Source organism: Starkeya nomas (genome assembly GCF_902703545.1).
GTDB classification, from domain to species: domain Bacteria; phylum Pseudomonadota; class Alphaproteobacteria; order Rhizobiales; family Xanthobacteraceae; genus Ancylobacter; species Ancylobacter moscoviensis.
Map to the genome: position 1 here is coordinate 639278 of NZ_CACSAS010000001.1, position 12658 is coordinate 651935.

The 12658-nt window shown below is 73.1% G+C and carries 17 protein-coding genes and 1 pseudogene; 15 read left to right on the forward strand and 3 right to left on the reverse strand.

Going from position 1 to position 12658, the window contains the following annotated elements:
• Positions 1-182: 182 nt before the first annotated feature.
• The 7 genes from STARVERO_RS23450 to STARVERO_RS03160 all read left to right on the forward strand — a co-directional run bounded on the left by STARVERO_RS23450 (position 183) and on the right by STARVERO_RS03160 (position 5917).
• Complete coding sequence (locus STARVERO_RS23450; RefSeq protein WP_244616532.1) at positions 183-881, forward strand: helix-turn-helix domain-containing protein; 699 nt, start codon at positions 183-185, stop codon at positions 879-881.
• Positions 847-2169: a DNA-packaging protein gene (locus STARVERO_RS03135; protein WP_159601544.1), complete on the forward strand. Its 1323-nt coding sequence runs from the start codon at positions 847-849 to the stop codon at positions 2167-2169. The genes STARVERO_RS23450 and STARVERO_RS03135 overlap by 35 nt, the downstream gene beginning before the upstream one ends.
• Before the next feature lie 122 nt (positions 2170-2291).
• Positions 2292-3458: a phage portal protein gene (locus STARVERO_RS03140; protein ID WP_159597879.1), complete on the forward strand. Its 1167-nt coding sequence runs from the start codon at positions 2292-2294 to the stop codon at positions 3456-3458.
• 113 nt (positions 3459-3571) lie between these two features.
• Positions 3572-3769 carry a hypothetical protein gene (locus STARVERO_RS03145; protein WP_144343153.1) on the forward strand — a complete coding sequence of 66 codons (198 nt, stop codon included), beginning with the start codon at positions 3572-3574 and terminating at the stop codon, positions 3767-3769.
• On the forward strand, positions 3766-3966 hold the full coding sequence (locus STARVERO_RS03150; RefSeq protein ID WP_159597880.1) for a hypothetical protein: 201 nt from the start codon (positions 3766-3768) through the stop codon (positions 3964-3966). Before STARVERO_RS03145 ends, STARVERO_RS03150 begins: the two co-directional genes overlap by 4 nt.
• The gene (locus tag STARVERO_RS03155; protein ID WP_144343151.1) at positions 3963-4526 is read left to right on the forward strand and encodes an HK97 family phage prohead protease; all 564 of its coding nucleotides are present in this window, start codon (positions 3963-3965) and stop codon (positions 4524-4526) included. Before STARVERO_RS03150 ends, STARVERO_RS03155 begins: the two co-directional genes overlap by 4 nt.
• A gap of 131 nt (positions 4527-4657) precedes the next feature.
• On the forward strand, positions 4658-5917 hold the full coding sequence (locus STARVERO_RS03160) for a phage major capsid protein (protein WP_159601546.1): 1260 nt from the start codon (positions 4658-4660) through the stop codon (positions 5915-5917).
• 82 nt (positions 5918-5999) lie between these two features.
• On the opposite strand, the gene STARVERO_RS03165 is transcribed toward STARVERO_RS03160, so the two are convergent.
• From STARVERO_RS03165 to STARVERO_RS03175, 3 genes are all read right to left on the reverse strand, one after another.
• Entirely contained in the window at positions 6000-6206 is a 207-nt protein-coding gene (locus tag STARVERO_RS03165) for a hypothetical protein (RefSeq protein WP_159597881.1), read from the reverse strand.
• A gap of 76 nt (positions 6207-6282) precedes the next feature.
• Positions 6283-6489 carry a hypothetical protein gene (locus STARVERO_RS03170; protein ID WP_159597882.1) on the reverse strand — a complete coding sequence of 69 codons (207 nt, stop codon included), beginning with the start codon at positions 6487-6489 and terminating at the stop codon, positions 6283-6285.
• A 288-nt stretch (positions 6490-6777) separates the two neighbouring features.
• Complete coding sequence (locus tag STARVERO_RS03175; RefSeq protein WP_159597883.1) at positions 6778-7500, reverse strand: S1 family peptidase; 723 nt, start codon at positions 7498-7500, stop codon at positions 6778-6780.
• A gap of 213 nt (positions 7501-7713) precedes the next feature.
• Between STARVERO_RS03175 and STARVERO_RS03180 the strand changes: the two genes are divergently transcribed.
• From STARVERO_RS03180 to STARVERO_RS03215, 8 genes and pseudogenes are all read left to right on the forward strand, one after another.
• Positions 7714-8280, forward strand: coding sequence for a head-tail connector protein (locus STARVERO_RS03180; RefSeq protein ID WP_159597884.1), 567 nt, complete (start codon positions 7714-7716; stop codon positions 8278-8280).
• Positions 8277-8621, forward strand: a complete 345-nt coding sequence (locus STARVERO_RS03185) for a head-tail adaptor protein (protein WP_244616534.1) — start codon at positions 8277-8279, stop codon at positions 8619-8621. The genes STARVERO_RS03180 and STARVERO_RS03185 overlap by 4 nt, the downstream gene beginning before the upstream one ends.
• Positions 8622-8718: 97 nt before the next feature.
• Positions 8719-9135, forward strand: coding sequence for a DUF3168 domain-containing protein (locus STARVERO_RS03190; protein WP_244616536.1), 417 nt, complete (start codon positions 8719-8721; stop codon positions 9133-9135).
• Between the two features lie 225 nt (positions 9136-9360).
• On the forward strand, positions 9361-9768 hold the full coding sequence (locus tag STARVERO_RS03195) for a phage major tail protein, TP901-1 family (RefSeq protein WP_144343146.1): 408 nt from the start codon (positions 9361-9363) through the stop codon (positions 9766-9768).
• A gap of 8 nt (positions 9769-9776) precedes the next feature.
• A pseudogene (locus STARVERO_RS03200) lies at positions 9777-10106 on the forward strand (gene transfer agent family protein); the annotation flags it as partial.
• Positions 10107-10201: 95 nt separating this feature from the next.
• Entirely contained in the window at positions 10202-10423 is a 222-nt protein-coding gene (locus STARVERO_RS03205; protein WP_280178111.1) for a rcc01693 family protein, read from the forward strand.
• 616 nt (positions 10424-11039) lie between these two features.
• Positions 11040-11651 carry a phage tail tape measure protein gene (locus STARVERO_RS03210; protein ID WP_159597886.1) on the forward strand — a complete coding sequence of 204 codons (612 nt, stop codon included), beginning with the start codon at positions 11040-11042 and terminating at the stop codon, positions 11649-11651.
• Positions 11652-11838: 187 nt separating this feature from the next.
• Positions 11839-12480 (forward strand): DUF2460 domain-containing protein, encoded by a 642-nt coding sequence (locus STARVERO_RS03215; RefSeq protein WP_159601552.1) that lies wholly within the window; start codon positions 11839-11841, stop codon positions 12478-12480.
• Positions 12481-12658: the final 178 nt, after the last annotated feature.

Consider the following 12658-nt stretch of genomic DNA (forward strand, 5'->3'; position numbering starts at 1 on the left):
GAAAATAGTCCTTGACAGCGTGACGCTGCCGGGGTAGGTTTTCGTCATGCTCCACAAATGCGTCGAGAGGCCGGGCGGCCTTCCTGTGCGGGGCATAGGGATTGGCGGCGCTGTCCGACGGGCGCGCCGGGGCCGGCCTTCGGGCCGGCTTTTTTGTTTCCAGCCTCATACGGGGAGGTGGCATGTCGGCAGGTAGTCGCATCGCTCCGAGTGGACGGAACCTCTCGCCGGCGGCGCTCATCGAGGCGCGGCAGCTCTATGAGGAGACCAACGTGCCGGTCGAGAGCATCGCGGTGCTGCTCGGCATTCACAAGACGACACTCTATCGCCACGCCCGGCACAAGGGATGGCGCTCGCGCCTTCTCGACGGCCGGGTGCCGTCGGCCGTCGCCGGGCAGGCGCCGGTGCCGGCGGGGCCTTTGACGGAGGCGGCTTCGGTTCAGCCGGGCGTCGCTGCGCCGGATTTTTCCGCGTTGGCCGCCGGCGTGCCGGAGGCTTTGGGCGGCGAGGTTTCGGGCGGCAAGGTTTCCGGTGGCGAGGCTTCGGGCGGAGAGACGGCGGGGACGCCGGTCGCGGGGCGGGACAAGCTGCCGCGCGGCGAGCTGATCGCCCGGCTGGTGCGACGGATCGAGGCGGAGATCGCCGCCATCGAGCGGCTGATCGCCCGCGCGGGCTGCGAGCGCGTGACCGACGGCGTGGCCGAGACCGAGCGCGCGGCGCGCACGCTGGCGGTGCTCGTGCGCTCGCTGCGCGAATTGTCGGCGCTGGAGACCAACGGGCCGGACGGGGACGAGGATGACGCCAGCCGTGACGCCGACGCCTTCCGACGCGAGCTTGGCGAAACTCTTGAACGTGTGCTGGCGGCAGGGGAGGCTCCCTGAGGCCATCGCCGCGCTGCCGCCGGGAACGGCGGAATGGCTGCTGCACCACTGGCCGCTGATCGGCCGGCCGGCGCAGCAGCCGCCGCGCGCGGCGCAGGGCGGCGGCGACTGGCTGACCTGGCTGGTGCTGGGCGGGCGCGGGGCCGGCAAGACCCGCGCCGGCGCCGAGTGGGTGCGGGCGCTGGTGTTCGGCCGGGCCGGGCCGCCGGCCGGGCGCATCGCGCTGGTGGCGGAAAGCCTCGCCGACCTGCGCGAGGTGATGGTGGAGGGCGTCTCCGGCCTGCTCAGCGTGCATCCGCGCCACGAGCGGCCGAGCTGGGAACCGACGCGCCGGCGCCTCGAATGGCCGAACGGGGCGGTGGCGCAGGGCTTTTCGGCGGACGACCCGGAAAGCCTGCGCGGGCCGCAATTCCATGCCGCCTGGTGCGACGAGCTGGCCAAGTGGCGCTACGCGCAGGCGGCGTTCGACATGCTGCAATTCGGGCTGCGGCTGGGCCGCCGCCCGCGCCAGATGGCGACCACGACGCCGCGCCCGAACCCGCTGATCCGCGCGCTGATCGCCGATCCGCGCACGGCGGTGACGCGGATGGGCACGGCGTCCAACGCGGCGCATCTGGCGCCGACCTTTCTGGAGACGGTGGTCGGCCGCTATGCCGGCACGCGGCTTGGCCGGCAGGAGCTGGACGGCGAGCTGATCGAGGACCGGCCGGACGCGCTGTGGAACCGCGCGGCGATCGAGGCGGCGCGGGAAGGCGCGGCGCCGGAGCTCGTCCGCCAAATGGAGCGTGTGGTGGTGGCGGTGGACCCGCCGGCCTCCTCGCGCAAGCACGCCGACGCCTGCGGGATCGTGGCGGCGGGGATCGACCGCGACGGCATGGTGCACGTGCTCGGCGACGAGAGCGCGCAGGGGCTGACGCCCATCGGCTGGGGCGGCCGGGCGGTGGGGCTGTTCCACCGGCTGGAGGCCGACCGGGTGGTGGTGGAGGTGAACCAGGGCGGGGAGATGGTGAAGACCATCCTCGCCGGGATCGACCCCGCCGTGCCGGTGAGCGAGGTGCGGGCGACGCGCGGCAAATGGCTGCGCGCCGAGCCGGTGGCCGCGCTCTACGAGCAGGGCCGGGTGCGTCATGCCGGCGCCTTTCCGGCGCTGGAGGACGAGATGTGCGATTTCGGCCCCGAGGGCCTGTCGAACGGGCGCTCGCCCGACCGGCTGGACGCGCTGGTCTGGGCGGTGACGGCGCTGGCGCTGGGGCCGCGGGAGGCCGCGCCACGGGTGCGGCGGGTGTGAATGTCCAGACGTCATCCCGGACGGTCCGCAGGACCGATCCGGGATCGCGACCAGAACGGAGAGCGATCCCGGCTCTTCGGCTTCGCCTGCGGCCGGGATGACGACCTATTTCAGGAGTCCTCATGAAGCTCTTCTCATTCCGCCGGCCGGCGGCGCCGCCGGAGGCCAAGGCCTCGCGCACGCAGGCGCTGGTGGCGCTGCTCGCCGGACACCGGCCGCAATGGACGCCGCGCGACTATGCCGGGCTGGCGCGCGAGGGCTATCTGCGCAACGCCGTGGCGCATCGCTGCGTGCGGCTCGTCGCGCAGGCGGCGGGCGAGGTGCGCTTCACCCTGATGGAGGGCGGACGGGAGAGCGAGGCGCATCCGCTCGCCGAACTGCTGGCGCGCCCCAACCCGCGCCTTTCCGGCACCGGGCTGATGGAGGCGCTGGCGGCGCATCTGATGATCGCCGGCAACGCCTATGTCGAGGCGGTGGCGCTGGGCGGTGAGCTGCGCGAGCTGCACGTGCTGCGCCCCGACCGCATGCGGGTGGTGCCCGGCGCGGACGGCTGGGCGCAGGCCTATGAATACACGGCGGGCGGGCGCAGCGTGCGCTTCGCGCCGGAAGACGGGGGTGGGGCGCCCGTTGCGCCGATCCTGCACATCGCGCTGTTCCACCCGCTCGACGACCATTACGGCGCCCCGCCGCTGGAGGCGGCGCAGGTGGCGCTGGACCTGCACAACGCCGCCGGCGCCTGGAACAAGGCGCTGATCGACAACGCGGCGCGGCCTTCCGGGGCGCTGGTCTATGGCGGGGCGGGCAACCTCTCCGACGAGCAGTTCGACCGGCTGAAGGAGGAGCTGGAGCAGAACTTCTCCGGCAGCGCCAATGCCGGGCGGCCGCTGCTGCTGGAGGGCGGGCTGGACTGGCGCCCGCTCTCGCTCTCGCCCAAGGACATGGATTTCCTCGAGGCGCGCAACGCGGCGGCGCGGGAGATCGCGCTCGCCTTCGGCGTGCCGCCGATGCTGATCGGCATTCCCGGCGACGCCACCTATGCCAACTACGCCGAGGCGAGCCGGGTGCTCTGGCGCCAGACCGTGCTGCCGCTGGCGCGCCGGCTGGGGCAGGAGCTGGCCGGCTGGCTCGCCCCCGCCTTCGGCGAGGCGCGGCTGGCGCTGGAGCCGGATCTCGACGCCATCGCGGCGCTGAGCTTCGAGCGCGAGGCGCTGTGGCGCCGGGTGAGCGAGGCGGACTTCCTCACCGACGAGGAGAAGCGCCAGGCGGTGGGCTACGGGGCGGCGGACTAGGAAACACACGACGTCATGCCCGGACGTGATCCGGGCATCCACGCCTCGGCCGATGAAGGCGTGGATCCCCGGGTCAGGCCCAGGGATGACGGCGATCTGTGTGGAGGCGATCCATGAACACCCTCATCGAGGCATTCGCGGCCAAGGCGGACCTCGCCCATCTCGCGCTGCTGATGTGGGCGCTGGGCGCCTCGGCGCTGGCGGCGCTGGCGCTGCGCGAACTTGGCCGCGCGGTGCGCCGCTTCGACGACTTCGTGCGCGAGATCGCGCGCTTCAACGCCCTGTTCGGCGATTTCGGAGACGAGGAATGACATCCACGCCCCGCATCCGGGCCTTGCTGCCCGGCGGTTTCCATCCCGGCGGTTTCCATGGGGTGCGCGGCCGCCTGCCGGTGTCGAGCCGGGCCGGCGACGCGCCGCAGGTGTTTCGCCGGTTCGGTCGCACGCTCGGCCGGCTGGAGCGCGCCGCCGCCACCCGCCGCCCGCGCGGCGACGGGGAGGGCGCATGAACGGGTGGACCCATCCCGCCGCGCCGATCCAGACCAAGGCGCAGCCCGGTGCGCTGGCGCGGATCGAGCCGGACGGCAGCTTCGAGGGCTATGCGGCGCTGTTCGGCCGGGTCGATCTCGGCCGCGACCTGATCCTGCCCGGCGCGTTCTCCCGCTCGCTCGCCGAGCGCGGCGCGCCGGGGGTGCGCATGCTGTTCCAGCATGATCCGGCCGAGCCGATCGGCACCTGGCTGTCGCTGCGCGAGGACGGCGTGGGGCTGCATGTGCGCGGCCGGCTGACGCTGGACGTCGCCCGCGCCCGCGACGTGCTGGCGCTGATGCGGGCGGGGGCGATCGACGGGCTCTCCATCGGCTTCCGCGCGGTGGAAGGGCGCACCGACCCGCGCACGCGGGTACGGCGGCTCTCGCGCATCGATCTGTGGGAGGTGTCGGTGGTGACCTTTCCCATGCAGCCGGACGCCCGCATCGCCGGCGTGAAGCACGCCCCGCTCGCCGCCGCCATCCGCCGCGGCGCCCGGCGCCTGCGCGCCCTGCCGGGGCTGCGGCCGGCGATGGCCTAGCGGCCTTTTCGGACCGTCATGCCCGGACTTGTTCCGGGCATCCATGACCTTGCCGATGAAGGCGTGGATCCCCGGGCCAGGCCCGGGGATGACGGTGCTCTTTCGTCATATCGAACATGGACATGAGCAACATGGATCTCAGCCATTCCGCCCCTGAAGTGAAGTCCGTCGCCGGCCCGGAGGTCGCGGCGGCGTTCGAGGAGTTCATGGGCGCCTTCGAGGCGTTCAAGGACGCCAACGACCAGCGGCTCGGCGAGCTGGAGCGGCGCTGCGTCGACGCGGTGACCGCCGACAAGGTGGAGCGCATCAACGCCGCCCTCGACACGCAGAAGGCGCTGATCGACGAGCTGACGCTCAAGGCCCGCCGCCCGGCGCTGGGCGGCGGCGATCTCGCGACCGGCTTTGTGAGCGATCTGGCCGCCCGCGAGCACAAGGCGGCGTTCGACGCCTATGTGCGCACCGGCGAGGCGGCCGGGCTCAAGCGGCTGGAGGCCAAGGCGCTCTCCGCCGGCATCGGCGCGGACGGCGGCTATACCGTGCCGCAGGAGACCGAGCGCGAGATTGGCAAGCGCCTGACCGCGCTCTCGCCGATCCGCGCCATCGCCGATGTGCGCACCATCTCCGCCGGCACCTACAAGAAGCCGTTCATGACCTCCGGCCCGGCGGTCGGCTGGGTGGCGGAAACGGCGGCGCGGGCGCAGACCGCGAGCCCGGTGCTGGACGAGATCGCCTTCCCGGCCATGGAACTCTACGCCATGCCGGCGGCGACGCAGACGCTGCTCGACGATTCGGCGGTGAATATCGACGAATGGCTCGCCATCGAGGTGGAGGCGGCCTTCGCGAGCCAGGAGGGCACCGCCTTCGTGACCGGCGACGGGATCGCCCGGCCGAAGGGCTTCCTCGCCTATGACACGGTGGCGGAGAACGCCTGGGAATGGGGCAAGCTCGGCTTCATCGCCACCGGGGCGGCCGGCGACTTCCCCGCCGCCGGCCCGGCCGATCCGCTGGTCGACCTCGTCTATGCGGTGAAGGCCGGCTACCGCCAGAACGGCAGCTTCGTGATGAGCCGGCGCACGCAAGGGGCGGTGCGCAAGCTGAAGGACGAGAACGGCCAGTATCTGTGGGCGCCGCCGACCGCGCCGGGGGCGCAGCCGAGCCTGCTCGGCTTCCCCGTCCATGAGGCGGAGGACGTGCCGGAGATCGGCGCGGGCAGCCTTTCCATCGCCTTCGGCGACTTCCGGCGCGGCTATCTGGTGGTGGACCGGGCCGGGGTGAGGGTGCTGCGCGATCCCTATTCGGCCAAGCCCTATGTGCTGTTCTACACGACGAAGCGCGTGGGCGGCGGCGTGCAGGACTTCGACGCCATCAAGCTGCTGAAGTTCGCGGCCTGACCGCGCCGGCGCGGGAGAGCGCGGCGCAAAGAAAAGGGGCGCCCGGAAGGGCGCCCCTTTCAAGACGGCCAGTCATGCGGGATCAGCGGTTGCTGCGGGCGTCCTGCGCGACCGAGGCCTTGATGTAGGCGTCGGAGACGGTGGGGACGGCGACCGCGGCGTTGCGGCCTTCGACGATCTGCGTCACGGCCGGACGGCCGTAGAGGCTGGGATCGCGACCGCCATCCGCCTGGGCGGCAACGGAACCGAGGGTGGCCAGCGCGACGGCGGCAAGAACGATCTTGTTCATGATGGAATCTCCTGTCGGGGACCGGCGCTCGCTCTCATGGGGGCGCCGGATTGTCGGGAAGGGTTGTCGGAAGGGATCAGCGATTGCTGCGGGCATCCTGCGCGACCGAGGCCTTGATGTAGGCGTCGGAGACGGTGGGGACGGCGACAGCGGCGTTGCGGCCTTCGACGATCTGCGTCACGGCCGGACGGCCGTAGAGGCTGGGATCGCGACCGCCATCCGCCTGGGCGGCGACGGAACCGAAGGTGGCCAGCGCGACGGCGGCGAGGAGGATCTTGTTCATGGTGACTTCTCCTGAAGAGTGGAGGCGGGTCGTTGTGGCCGCGCCGTTTTCATGAGGAGAAGCTAGGCTCGGCCCATCTGCATTGCCAGTTGTGTTATGGCGCTGACGACATTGCGCATGTGCAATGAGTTGGCCGTGCAGACGGGGAAGCGGGGACTTGCCCCACGATGGAGCGGCCGGGAGTTTTCGACAGGCCGGACCGGCGCGGGCCGGGGAACCGGGAGGCGGTGAGCCGGACCGGCGCGGGGCGCTTGGTGAGGGTTGCGTCGACGCCGCGCGGGCGCCGCTTCAGCGGCCCATGCCGCGCGCGGTGGCGTCGATCCAGGCGCGCTGCGGGCCGACGAGGGTGGCGCCGGTGACGCCGCCGCAGCCGCGCGCGCCGCCAGCCGCCGTGGACCAGCCGATGATGCCGGCGACCACGCCGTCGAGCAGCACCGGGCCGCCGCTGTCGCCGGTGCAGCCGCCCTTGGCCGCGCCGTCGGACAGACGGACCATGATGCCGCCGGTGGTGCCGATGCTGGGCAGATCGACGCTGCGCAGCGTGCCGGCCGACTTGCCGTCGCCGTCCTTCGTCACGCCGAAGCCGGCGATGGTGAAGGCGGTGCGCCGGGCCGGCAGGGCCGGCTGGTCGGAGAGCGCGGCCGGGCGGAAGCTCGACGGCAGCCCTTCGGCGAGGCGAACCACGGCGAGGTCCGGCGTCGGGCGCCGGGTCTCGAAGGAATTCGGATCATAGGCCGGGTGCAGGGCGATGCGGGTGACGGGGACCAGCCGCGGCGCGCCGCCGGACTCGAACACCACCACCGCGTAATCCGCCGCCGGCTGCACGCAATGGGCGGCGGTGAGCAGCGCATTCGGCGCCAGCACCACGCCGGTGCAGGAGGCGCCGCGCGTCGAGACGATCATCGCCGTTTCCGCCTTCAGCGCCGGATCCGCCGGGCGCCCGCCGACGATGGCGTGGGCGGGCACAGTGAAGACGAAGGCGGCGAGGGCGGAGAGGATGAGGCGGCGCATCGGAGATTCCGGGTGTGGGCGCCGCCGTTGTGGCGGCGGCCGAGCGCGACGTCAATCGGCACCCGCATGAACGACGTCATGCCCGGGCTTGACCCGGGCATCCATGTCTTTTTGCCAGGCGCGTCCAGGCGGCACCGCGTGGATGGCCGGATCACGTCCGGCCATGACGTCGCCGTGTGGGGCGGGCCTTCCAGACATATTGCAGGAGCATCCATGCCCGCGATCCTTCTCGCCGGGCCGGCGGCCGAGCCGATCACGCTCGCCGAGGCCAAGACCTATCTGCGCGTCGACCACGACGCCGAGGATGCGCTGATCGCCTCGCTGATCACCGCCGCGCGGGCGACCGTGGAGGCGCTGACGCGGCGGGCGCTGATCGACCAGAACTGGCGGATCGTGCGCGACGCCTGGCCGGCGAGCGGGCTGATCCCCGTGCCGGTGAACCCGCTGCGGGAGATTCTCGCCGTCCATGTGGTGGATGCCGGCGGCGCCGAGGTGGCGGTGCCGGCCGACGCCTTCACCGCCGACACGGCGCGGCTGCCCGGGCTGATCCGGGTGGGGCGCGGCGGCGTGCCGGCGCCGGGGCGGGCGCTGGCGGGCATCGCCATCGACATCGTGGCCGGGCATGGCGCGAGCGCCGACCACGTGCCCTCGCCGCTGGTCGAGGCGGTGCGGGTGGTGCTGGCGCATTTCTACGAGCACCGCGACGTGCCGGGGCCGGGGGCGGCCTTTCCCGCCCGGCTCGACGCGCTGGTCGCGCCCTTCCGGGTGACGCGGCTATGAGCGCGCCGGGCGGGGGCATGGGCACGGGCACGGGGGCGCTGCGGCACCGGCTGGTGCACGAGACGCCGGTGGAGACGGCGGACGGCATGGGTGGGGTGACGCGCGCCTTCCTTGCCGTGGACGCGCTGTGGGGCGCGATCGAGACCAGCGCCGCGCCGGCGGAGATCGCCGACCGGCCCGGCGCGGTGCTGAGCCACCGGGTGAGCCTGCGGGCGCCGGCGACGGTGCAGCCGGGCGACCGGCTGCGGCTGGGCGCGCGGCGCTTCCTGGTGGAGGCGGTGAGCGATCCCGAGGGGCGGGGGCGGCGGCTCGTCTGCGACTGCCGGGAGGAGACGCCGTGAGGTTCGCGATCCGCCTGAGGGGACTGGAAGCGCTGCGCGACAGGCTGGCCGGTCTGGCGGCGCGGCGGGCCGCGCGGCCGAACGGGAGGTGGCGCCGATGAGCGGGGCAATGGGTGCGGCGGTGGCGCTGCGCCGGGCGATCCATGCGGCGCTGTCGGGGGACGCGGCGCTGACCGCCGCGCTGGGCGGCGGGCGGGTGCACGACGTGCCGCCGGGCGCGCCGGACTTCCCCTATGTGACGCTCGGCGAGGCGCAGGTGACCGACTGGTCCACCGCCACCGAGAGCGGGGAGGAGCACCGGATGACGCTCGCCGTCTGGTCGCGCCAGGGCGGGCACGGGGAGGTGCACGCGCTCGCCCATCTGGTGCAGCAGGCGCTGCACGACGCGGCGCTCGAGCTGCCGGGCCACCGGCTGGTGAATCTGCGCTTTTCCAGCGCCGAGATCCGGCGCGAGCCGGGAGGACGCAGCTACCGCGCGCTGCTGCGGTTTCGCGCGGTGACGGAAACCGATTGAGGTTTTCCCGATGTGTGAGGAACTGGCCGCAAGCGACTCCGGCGACTCGGGAATCTGCGTGAATCTGAATCTGAAGATGAAGCGACTTGGCGGCGTTTGCTGAACCAGCCTGTCAACGCCCGCGCGGCGCATCCGGGCACCGCATGGGAGGCAATCTACCCCATCGCGGTTAACCGTCTCTGAATACCGACGGGCGCGAGCCCCTGCAAGGAAAGGATCGAGCCGATGGCGGCGCAGAAGGGCAAGGATCTCCTGCTGAAGATCCACGACGGAACGGCCTATGCGAGCGTGGCGGGGCTGCGCTCGCGGCAGATCGCCTTCAACACCGAGCCGGTCGACGTGACCCACGCCGAGAGCGCCGGGCGCTGGCGCGAGCTGCTCGCCGGGGCCGGGGTGAAGCGGGCGGCGGTGGCGGGCTCGGGGGTGTTCAAGGACGCCGCCTCGGACGCGCTGATCCGCCAGAGCTTCTTCGACGGGACGATCCGCCAGGCGCAGATCGTGGTGCCGGATTTCGGCGCCATCGAGGGACCGTTCCAGATCACCGCGCTGGAGATCGCCGCCGAGCACGACCGCGAGGTGACGTTCGACATCGCGCTGGAGAGCGCGGGCGAGATCACCTTCGCGGCGCTGTGAGGACGACGATGGCGAACCGGCATCGCGGCGAGATTTCGGCCGAACTCGACGGGCGGACGTGCACCCTCGTGCTCACGCTCGGCGCGCTGGCCGAGCTGGAGGACGCCTTCGGGGCGCAGGATCTGGTGGCGCTGACCGAGCGCTTCGCCCGCGGGCGGCTCGCGGCGCGCGACGCCATCCGCATCGTGGCGGCCGGCCTGTGCGGGGCGGGCGAGAGCGTCACCGAGGACGAGGTGGCGCGCATGACCACGCCGGGCGGCGCGGCCGGCTTCGCGCGGATCGTCGGCGAGCTGATCGCCGCCACCTTCGGCGCGGCGGGGGAAGGGGCGGGGCGTGCCGTCTCCCCGCCGGGCGCGGCGGATGTCGCCGGCACCGATGTCGCCGGCGAGGGAGGGGCGGCGGAGGACGGCCGCCCTTTCGGGCCGGCGGGGCGTTGAGCGGGACTTCGCGGGAGCGCGGATCGGATGCGGTCCGGGCGTTTCCGTGGGAGGCGGCGATGGCGTTCGGCTTCGGCCGCCTGCGGCTGTCCTCCGAGGCCTTCTGGCGGCTGACGCCGCGCGAGCTGGCGGCGGCCATCGGCCGGGAGACCGGCCCGGCCCACGCGCCGCTCGACCGCGCGAGCCTCGCCGCGCTGATGGCGCGGTTCCCCGATTGAGGGGGAGCGAGCCCCGGCGGGCGGGCGCGCGTGGGGGGGCGGTCTGCGCGTGCGGCGGGGAGACGGCTTCCGCAAACTGGCGCCTCACCTCCGAGACCGTGGGGCACTCTGTATGCGTGCGGGGGAGACGGCCGAAGAGTTTCTCCTGGGTCCCGGATCGGCACGGCGCGCGGCGCCGCTTGTCCGGGACGCGGGGCGGGCCGGGCAGATCGGGGGAACGGGTGGGCGCCCGCCGGGTGGTAGCGGTTGCTTCGACCTCTCCCACAGGAGAGGTCGTCGCGCCACGCCGCATAGCGGCGGGTGAGGGGCGCACGCTTGCGGCGTATCGAAGACTCTCACCGAGCCTCGAAGACCCCTCACCCCAACCCTCTCCCCGACGGGGAGAGGGAGTCGACGCGGGGGCGCGACGGCCCCGGGAGGGCGGCGCCGGCGCTCGGGGCACCCGGTTCCGCGCCGGGACAGAACGGCGCGGGTCCGTCCTTAACGGGCGTTCTGGCGCGCGGCGATGGGCCGTTCGGTGCGCGCAAAGGGGCGGCACCGGCCGCTCGTCGGCGGGCGCTTCCGGTTCGCGTGGGTGTGCGGGCGATCATGACATCACTCCAGCGGCGGGCACGACATGGCTGACGGTTTTTCGGACGATTCCCTGACGGTGGAGATCGACGCCGACACCAGCGCCTTCCGGCGCGAGATCGGCGAGGCGGAGCGGCTGGCGAAGGGGTTCGGGCGCTCGCTCGGCGACGCGCTGATCGGCGCGGCGGTGAAGGGGCGCGAGGCGGACGACGTGCTGCGCTCGCTGGCGTCGCGGTTGTCCTCGCTGGCGCTGGACATCGCCTTCAAGCCGCTCGAGCAGGGGCTCGCCGGCCTGCTGCAGGGCCTTGTGGGCGGCGGGCTGGGAAATATCGGCGGCGCGCTGGGCTTCGCCAGCGGCGGGGCGTTGGCCGGCGGGCGCGTGCTGCCTTTCGCGCAGGGCGGGGTGGTGGCGGCGCCGACCTATTTCCCGATGGCCGGCGGCAATCTCGGCCTGATGGGCGAGAGCGGGGCCGAGGCGATCCTGCCGCTGCAACGCGGCCCGGACGGCCGGCTCGGCGTCGCGGCGGGCGGCGGGCGGCGCGGCGTCAGCGTGACGGTGAACGTCGCCACGCCGGACCCGAGCGCCTTCCGCCGCTCCGACGCCTATCTGGCCGGGCTGGTGGCCCGCGCGGTGGCGCGCGGGGAAAGGAGCCTCTGAGCTACCTTTTCCCACCCTTCTTGTTGGCGGCCTGAGCCAGTGCTGAAGCGGCCACCGATACATGATGCGGAAGTCCCGGCATGGACCGGGATGCCCTGTGAGCGATCGCCGGGGCGCCTTCGCCATGGCGCCCTTCCTCGCGCGCCTCGAGATTTCGATCCATCTCCCAGAATTGCGGGTGGCCGACATGCCGGGTTTTCACGAGACGCTGTTCCCGCTCGACATCGCGCTGGGCGCGGCGGGCGGGCCGGAGCGGGCGACGGAGATCGTCACCACGCTGACCGGCCGCGAGGAGCGCAACACGCGGCTCGCCCATTCGCGCCGGCGCTGGGACGCCGGCTATGGGGTGAAGTCGCTGGCGCAGCTTTCAGGCGTGGTCGCCTTCTTCGAGGAACGGCGCGGGCGGCTCCACGGCTTCCGCTGGCGCGACCGGCTGGACCATTCCTCCGCCGCGCCGGGCTCCGCGCCCACCCCGTTCGACCAGCCCATCGGCATCGGCGACGGCGCGCGCATGGTCTTCGCGCTGGCCAAGACCTATGGCGGGGCGCACGCGCCCTATGTGCGGCCCGTCGCCAAGCCGGTGGCCGGCTCCGTGCGGGTTGCTGTCAATGGAGCCGAGCGCACGGCCGGCGCGCATTTCACGGCGGACCCGACCAGTGGCGCGGTGAGCTTCCTTGCCGGCCATGCGCCGCCCGCCGGGGCGAGCGTCACCGCCGGCTTCCTGTTCGACGTGCCGGTACGCTTCGACACGGATTTTCTGGAGGTGAACCTCACCGCCTTCGAGGCGGGGGAGATCCCGCGCATCCCGATCCTGGAAATACGGATCTGAGGGGCGGAGCACCGTCATCCTGAGGTGCCGCCGCAGGCGGCCTCGAAGGATGGGACCGTGGCGTCGGGGCGAGCCTCCTTCGAGGCCGGATCGCTGGCCGGGCGCCTCAGGATGACGGCGTGCCGAGGGGCGGAGGTGGTGGTCGAGAGGGGTGTGCCGGAGGGGGCTGCATCTTCGA

Coding starts and splice junctions, on each gene's coding strand:
- STARVERO_RS23450 (WP_244616532.1), top strand. CDS start 183: ATGTCGGCAGGTAGTCGCATCGCTCCGAGTGGACGGAACCTCTCGCCG.
- STARVERO_RS03140 (WP_159597879.1), top strand. CDS start 2,292: ATGAAGCTCTTCTCATTCCGCCGGCCGGCGGCGCCGCCGGAGGCCAAG.
- STARVERO_RS03145 (WP_144343153.1), top strand. CDS start 3,572: ATGAACACCCTCATCGAGGCATTCGCGGCCAAGGCGGACCTCGCCCAT.
- STARVERO_RS03150 (WP_159597880.1), top strand. CDS start 3,766: ATGACATCCACGCCCCGCATCCGGGCCTTGCTGCCCGGCGGTTTCCAT.
- STARVERO_RS03155 (WP_144343151.1), top strand. CDS start 3,963: ATGAACGGGTGGACCCATCCCGCCGCGCCGATCCAGACCAAGGCGCAG.
- STARVERO_RS03160 (WP_159601546.1), top strand. CDS start 4,658: ATGGATCTCAGCCATTCCGCCCCTGAAGTGAAGTCCGTCGCCGGCCCG.
- STARVERO_RS03165 (WP_159597881.1), bottom strand. CDS start 6,206: ATGAACAAGATCGTTCTTGCCGCCGTCGCGCTGGCCACCCTCGGTTCC.
- STARVERO_RS03170 (WP_159597882.1), bottom strand. CDS start 6,489: ATGAACAAGATCCTCCTCGCCGCCGTCGCGCTGGCCACCTTCGGTTCC.
- STARVERO_RS03175 (WP_159597883.1), bottom strand. CDS start 7,500: ATGCGCCGCCTCATCCTCTCCGCCCTCGCCGCCTTCGTCTTCACTGTG.
- STARVERO_RS03180 (WP_159597884.1), top strand. CDS start 7,714: ATGCCCGCGATCCTTCTCGCCGGGCCGGCGGCCGAGCCGATCACGCTC.
- STARVERO_RS03185 (WP_244616534.1), top strand. CDS start 8,277: ATGAGCGCGCCGGGCGGGGGCATGGGCACGGGCACGGGGGCGCTGCGG.
- STARVERO_RS03190 (WP_244616536.1), top strand. CDS start 8,719: ATGAGCGGGGCAATGGGTGCGGCGGTGGCGCTGCGCCGGGCGATCCAT.
- STARVERO_RS03195 (WP_144343146.1), top strand. CDS start 9,361: ATGGCGGCGCAGAAGGGCAAGGATCTCCTGCTGAAGATCCACGACGGA.
- STARVERO_RS03210 (WP_159597886.1), top strand. CDS start 11,040: ATGGCTGACGGTTTTTCGGACGATTCCCTGACGGTGGAGATCGACGCC.
- STARVERO_RS03215 (WP_159601552.1), top strand. CDS start 11,839: ATGCCGGGTTTTCACGAGACGCTGTTCCCGCTCGACATCGCGCTGGGC.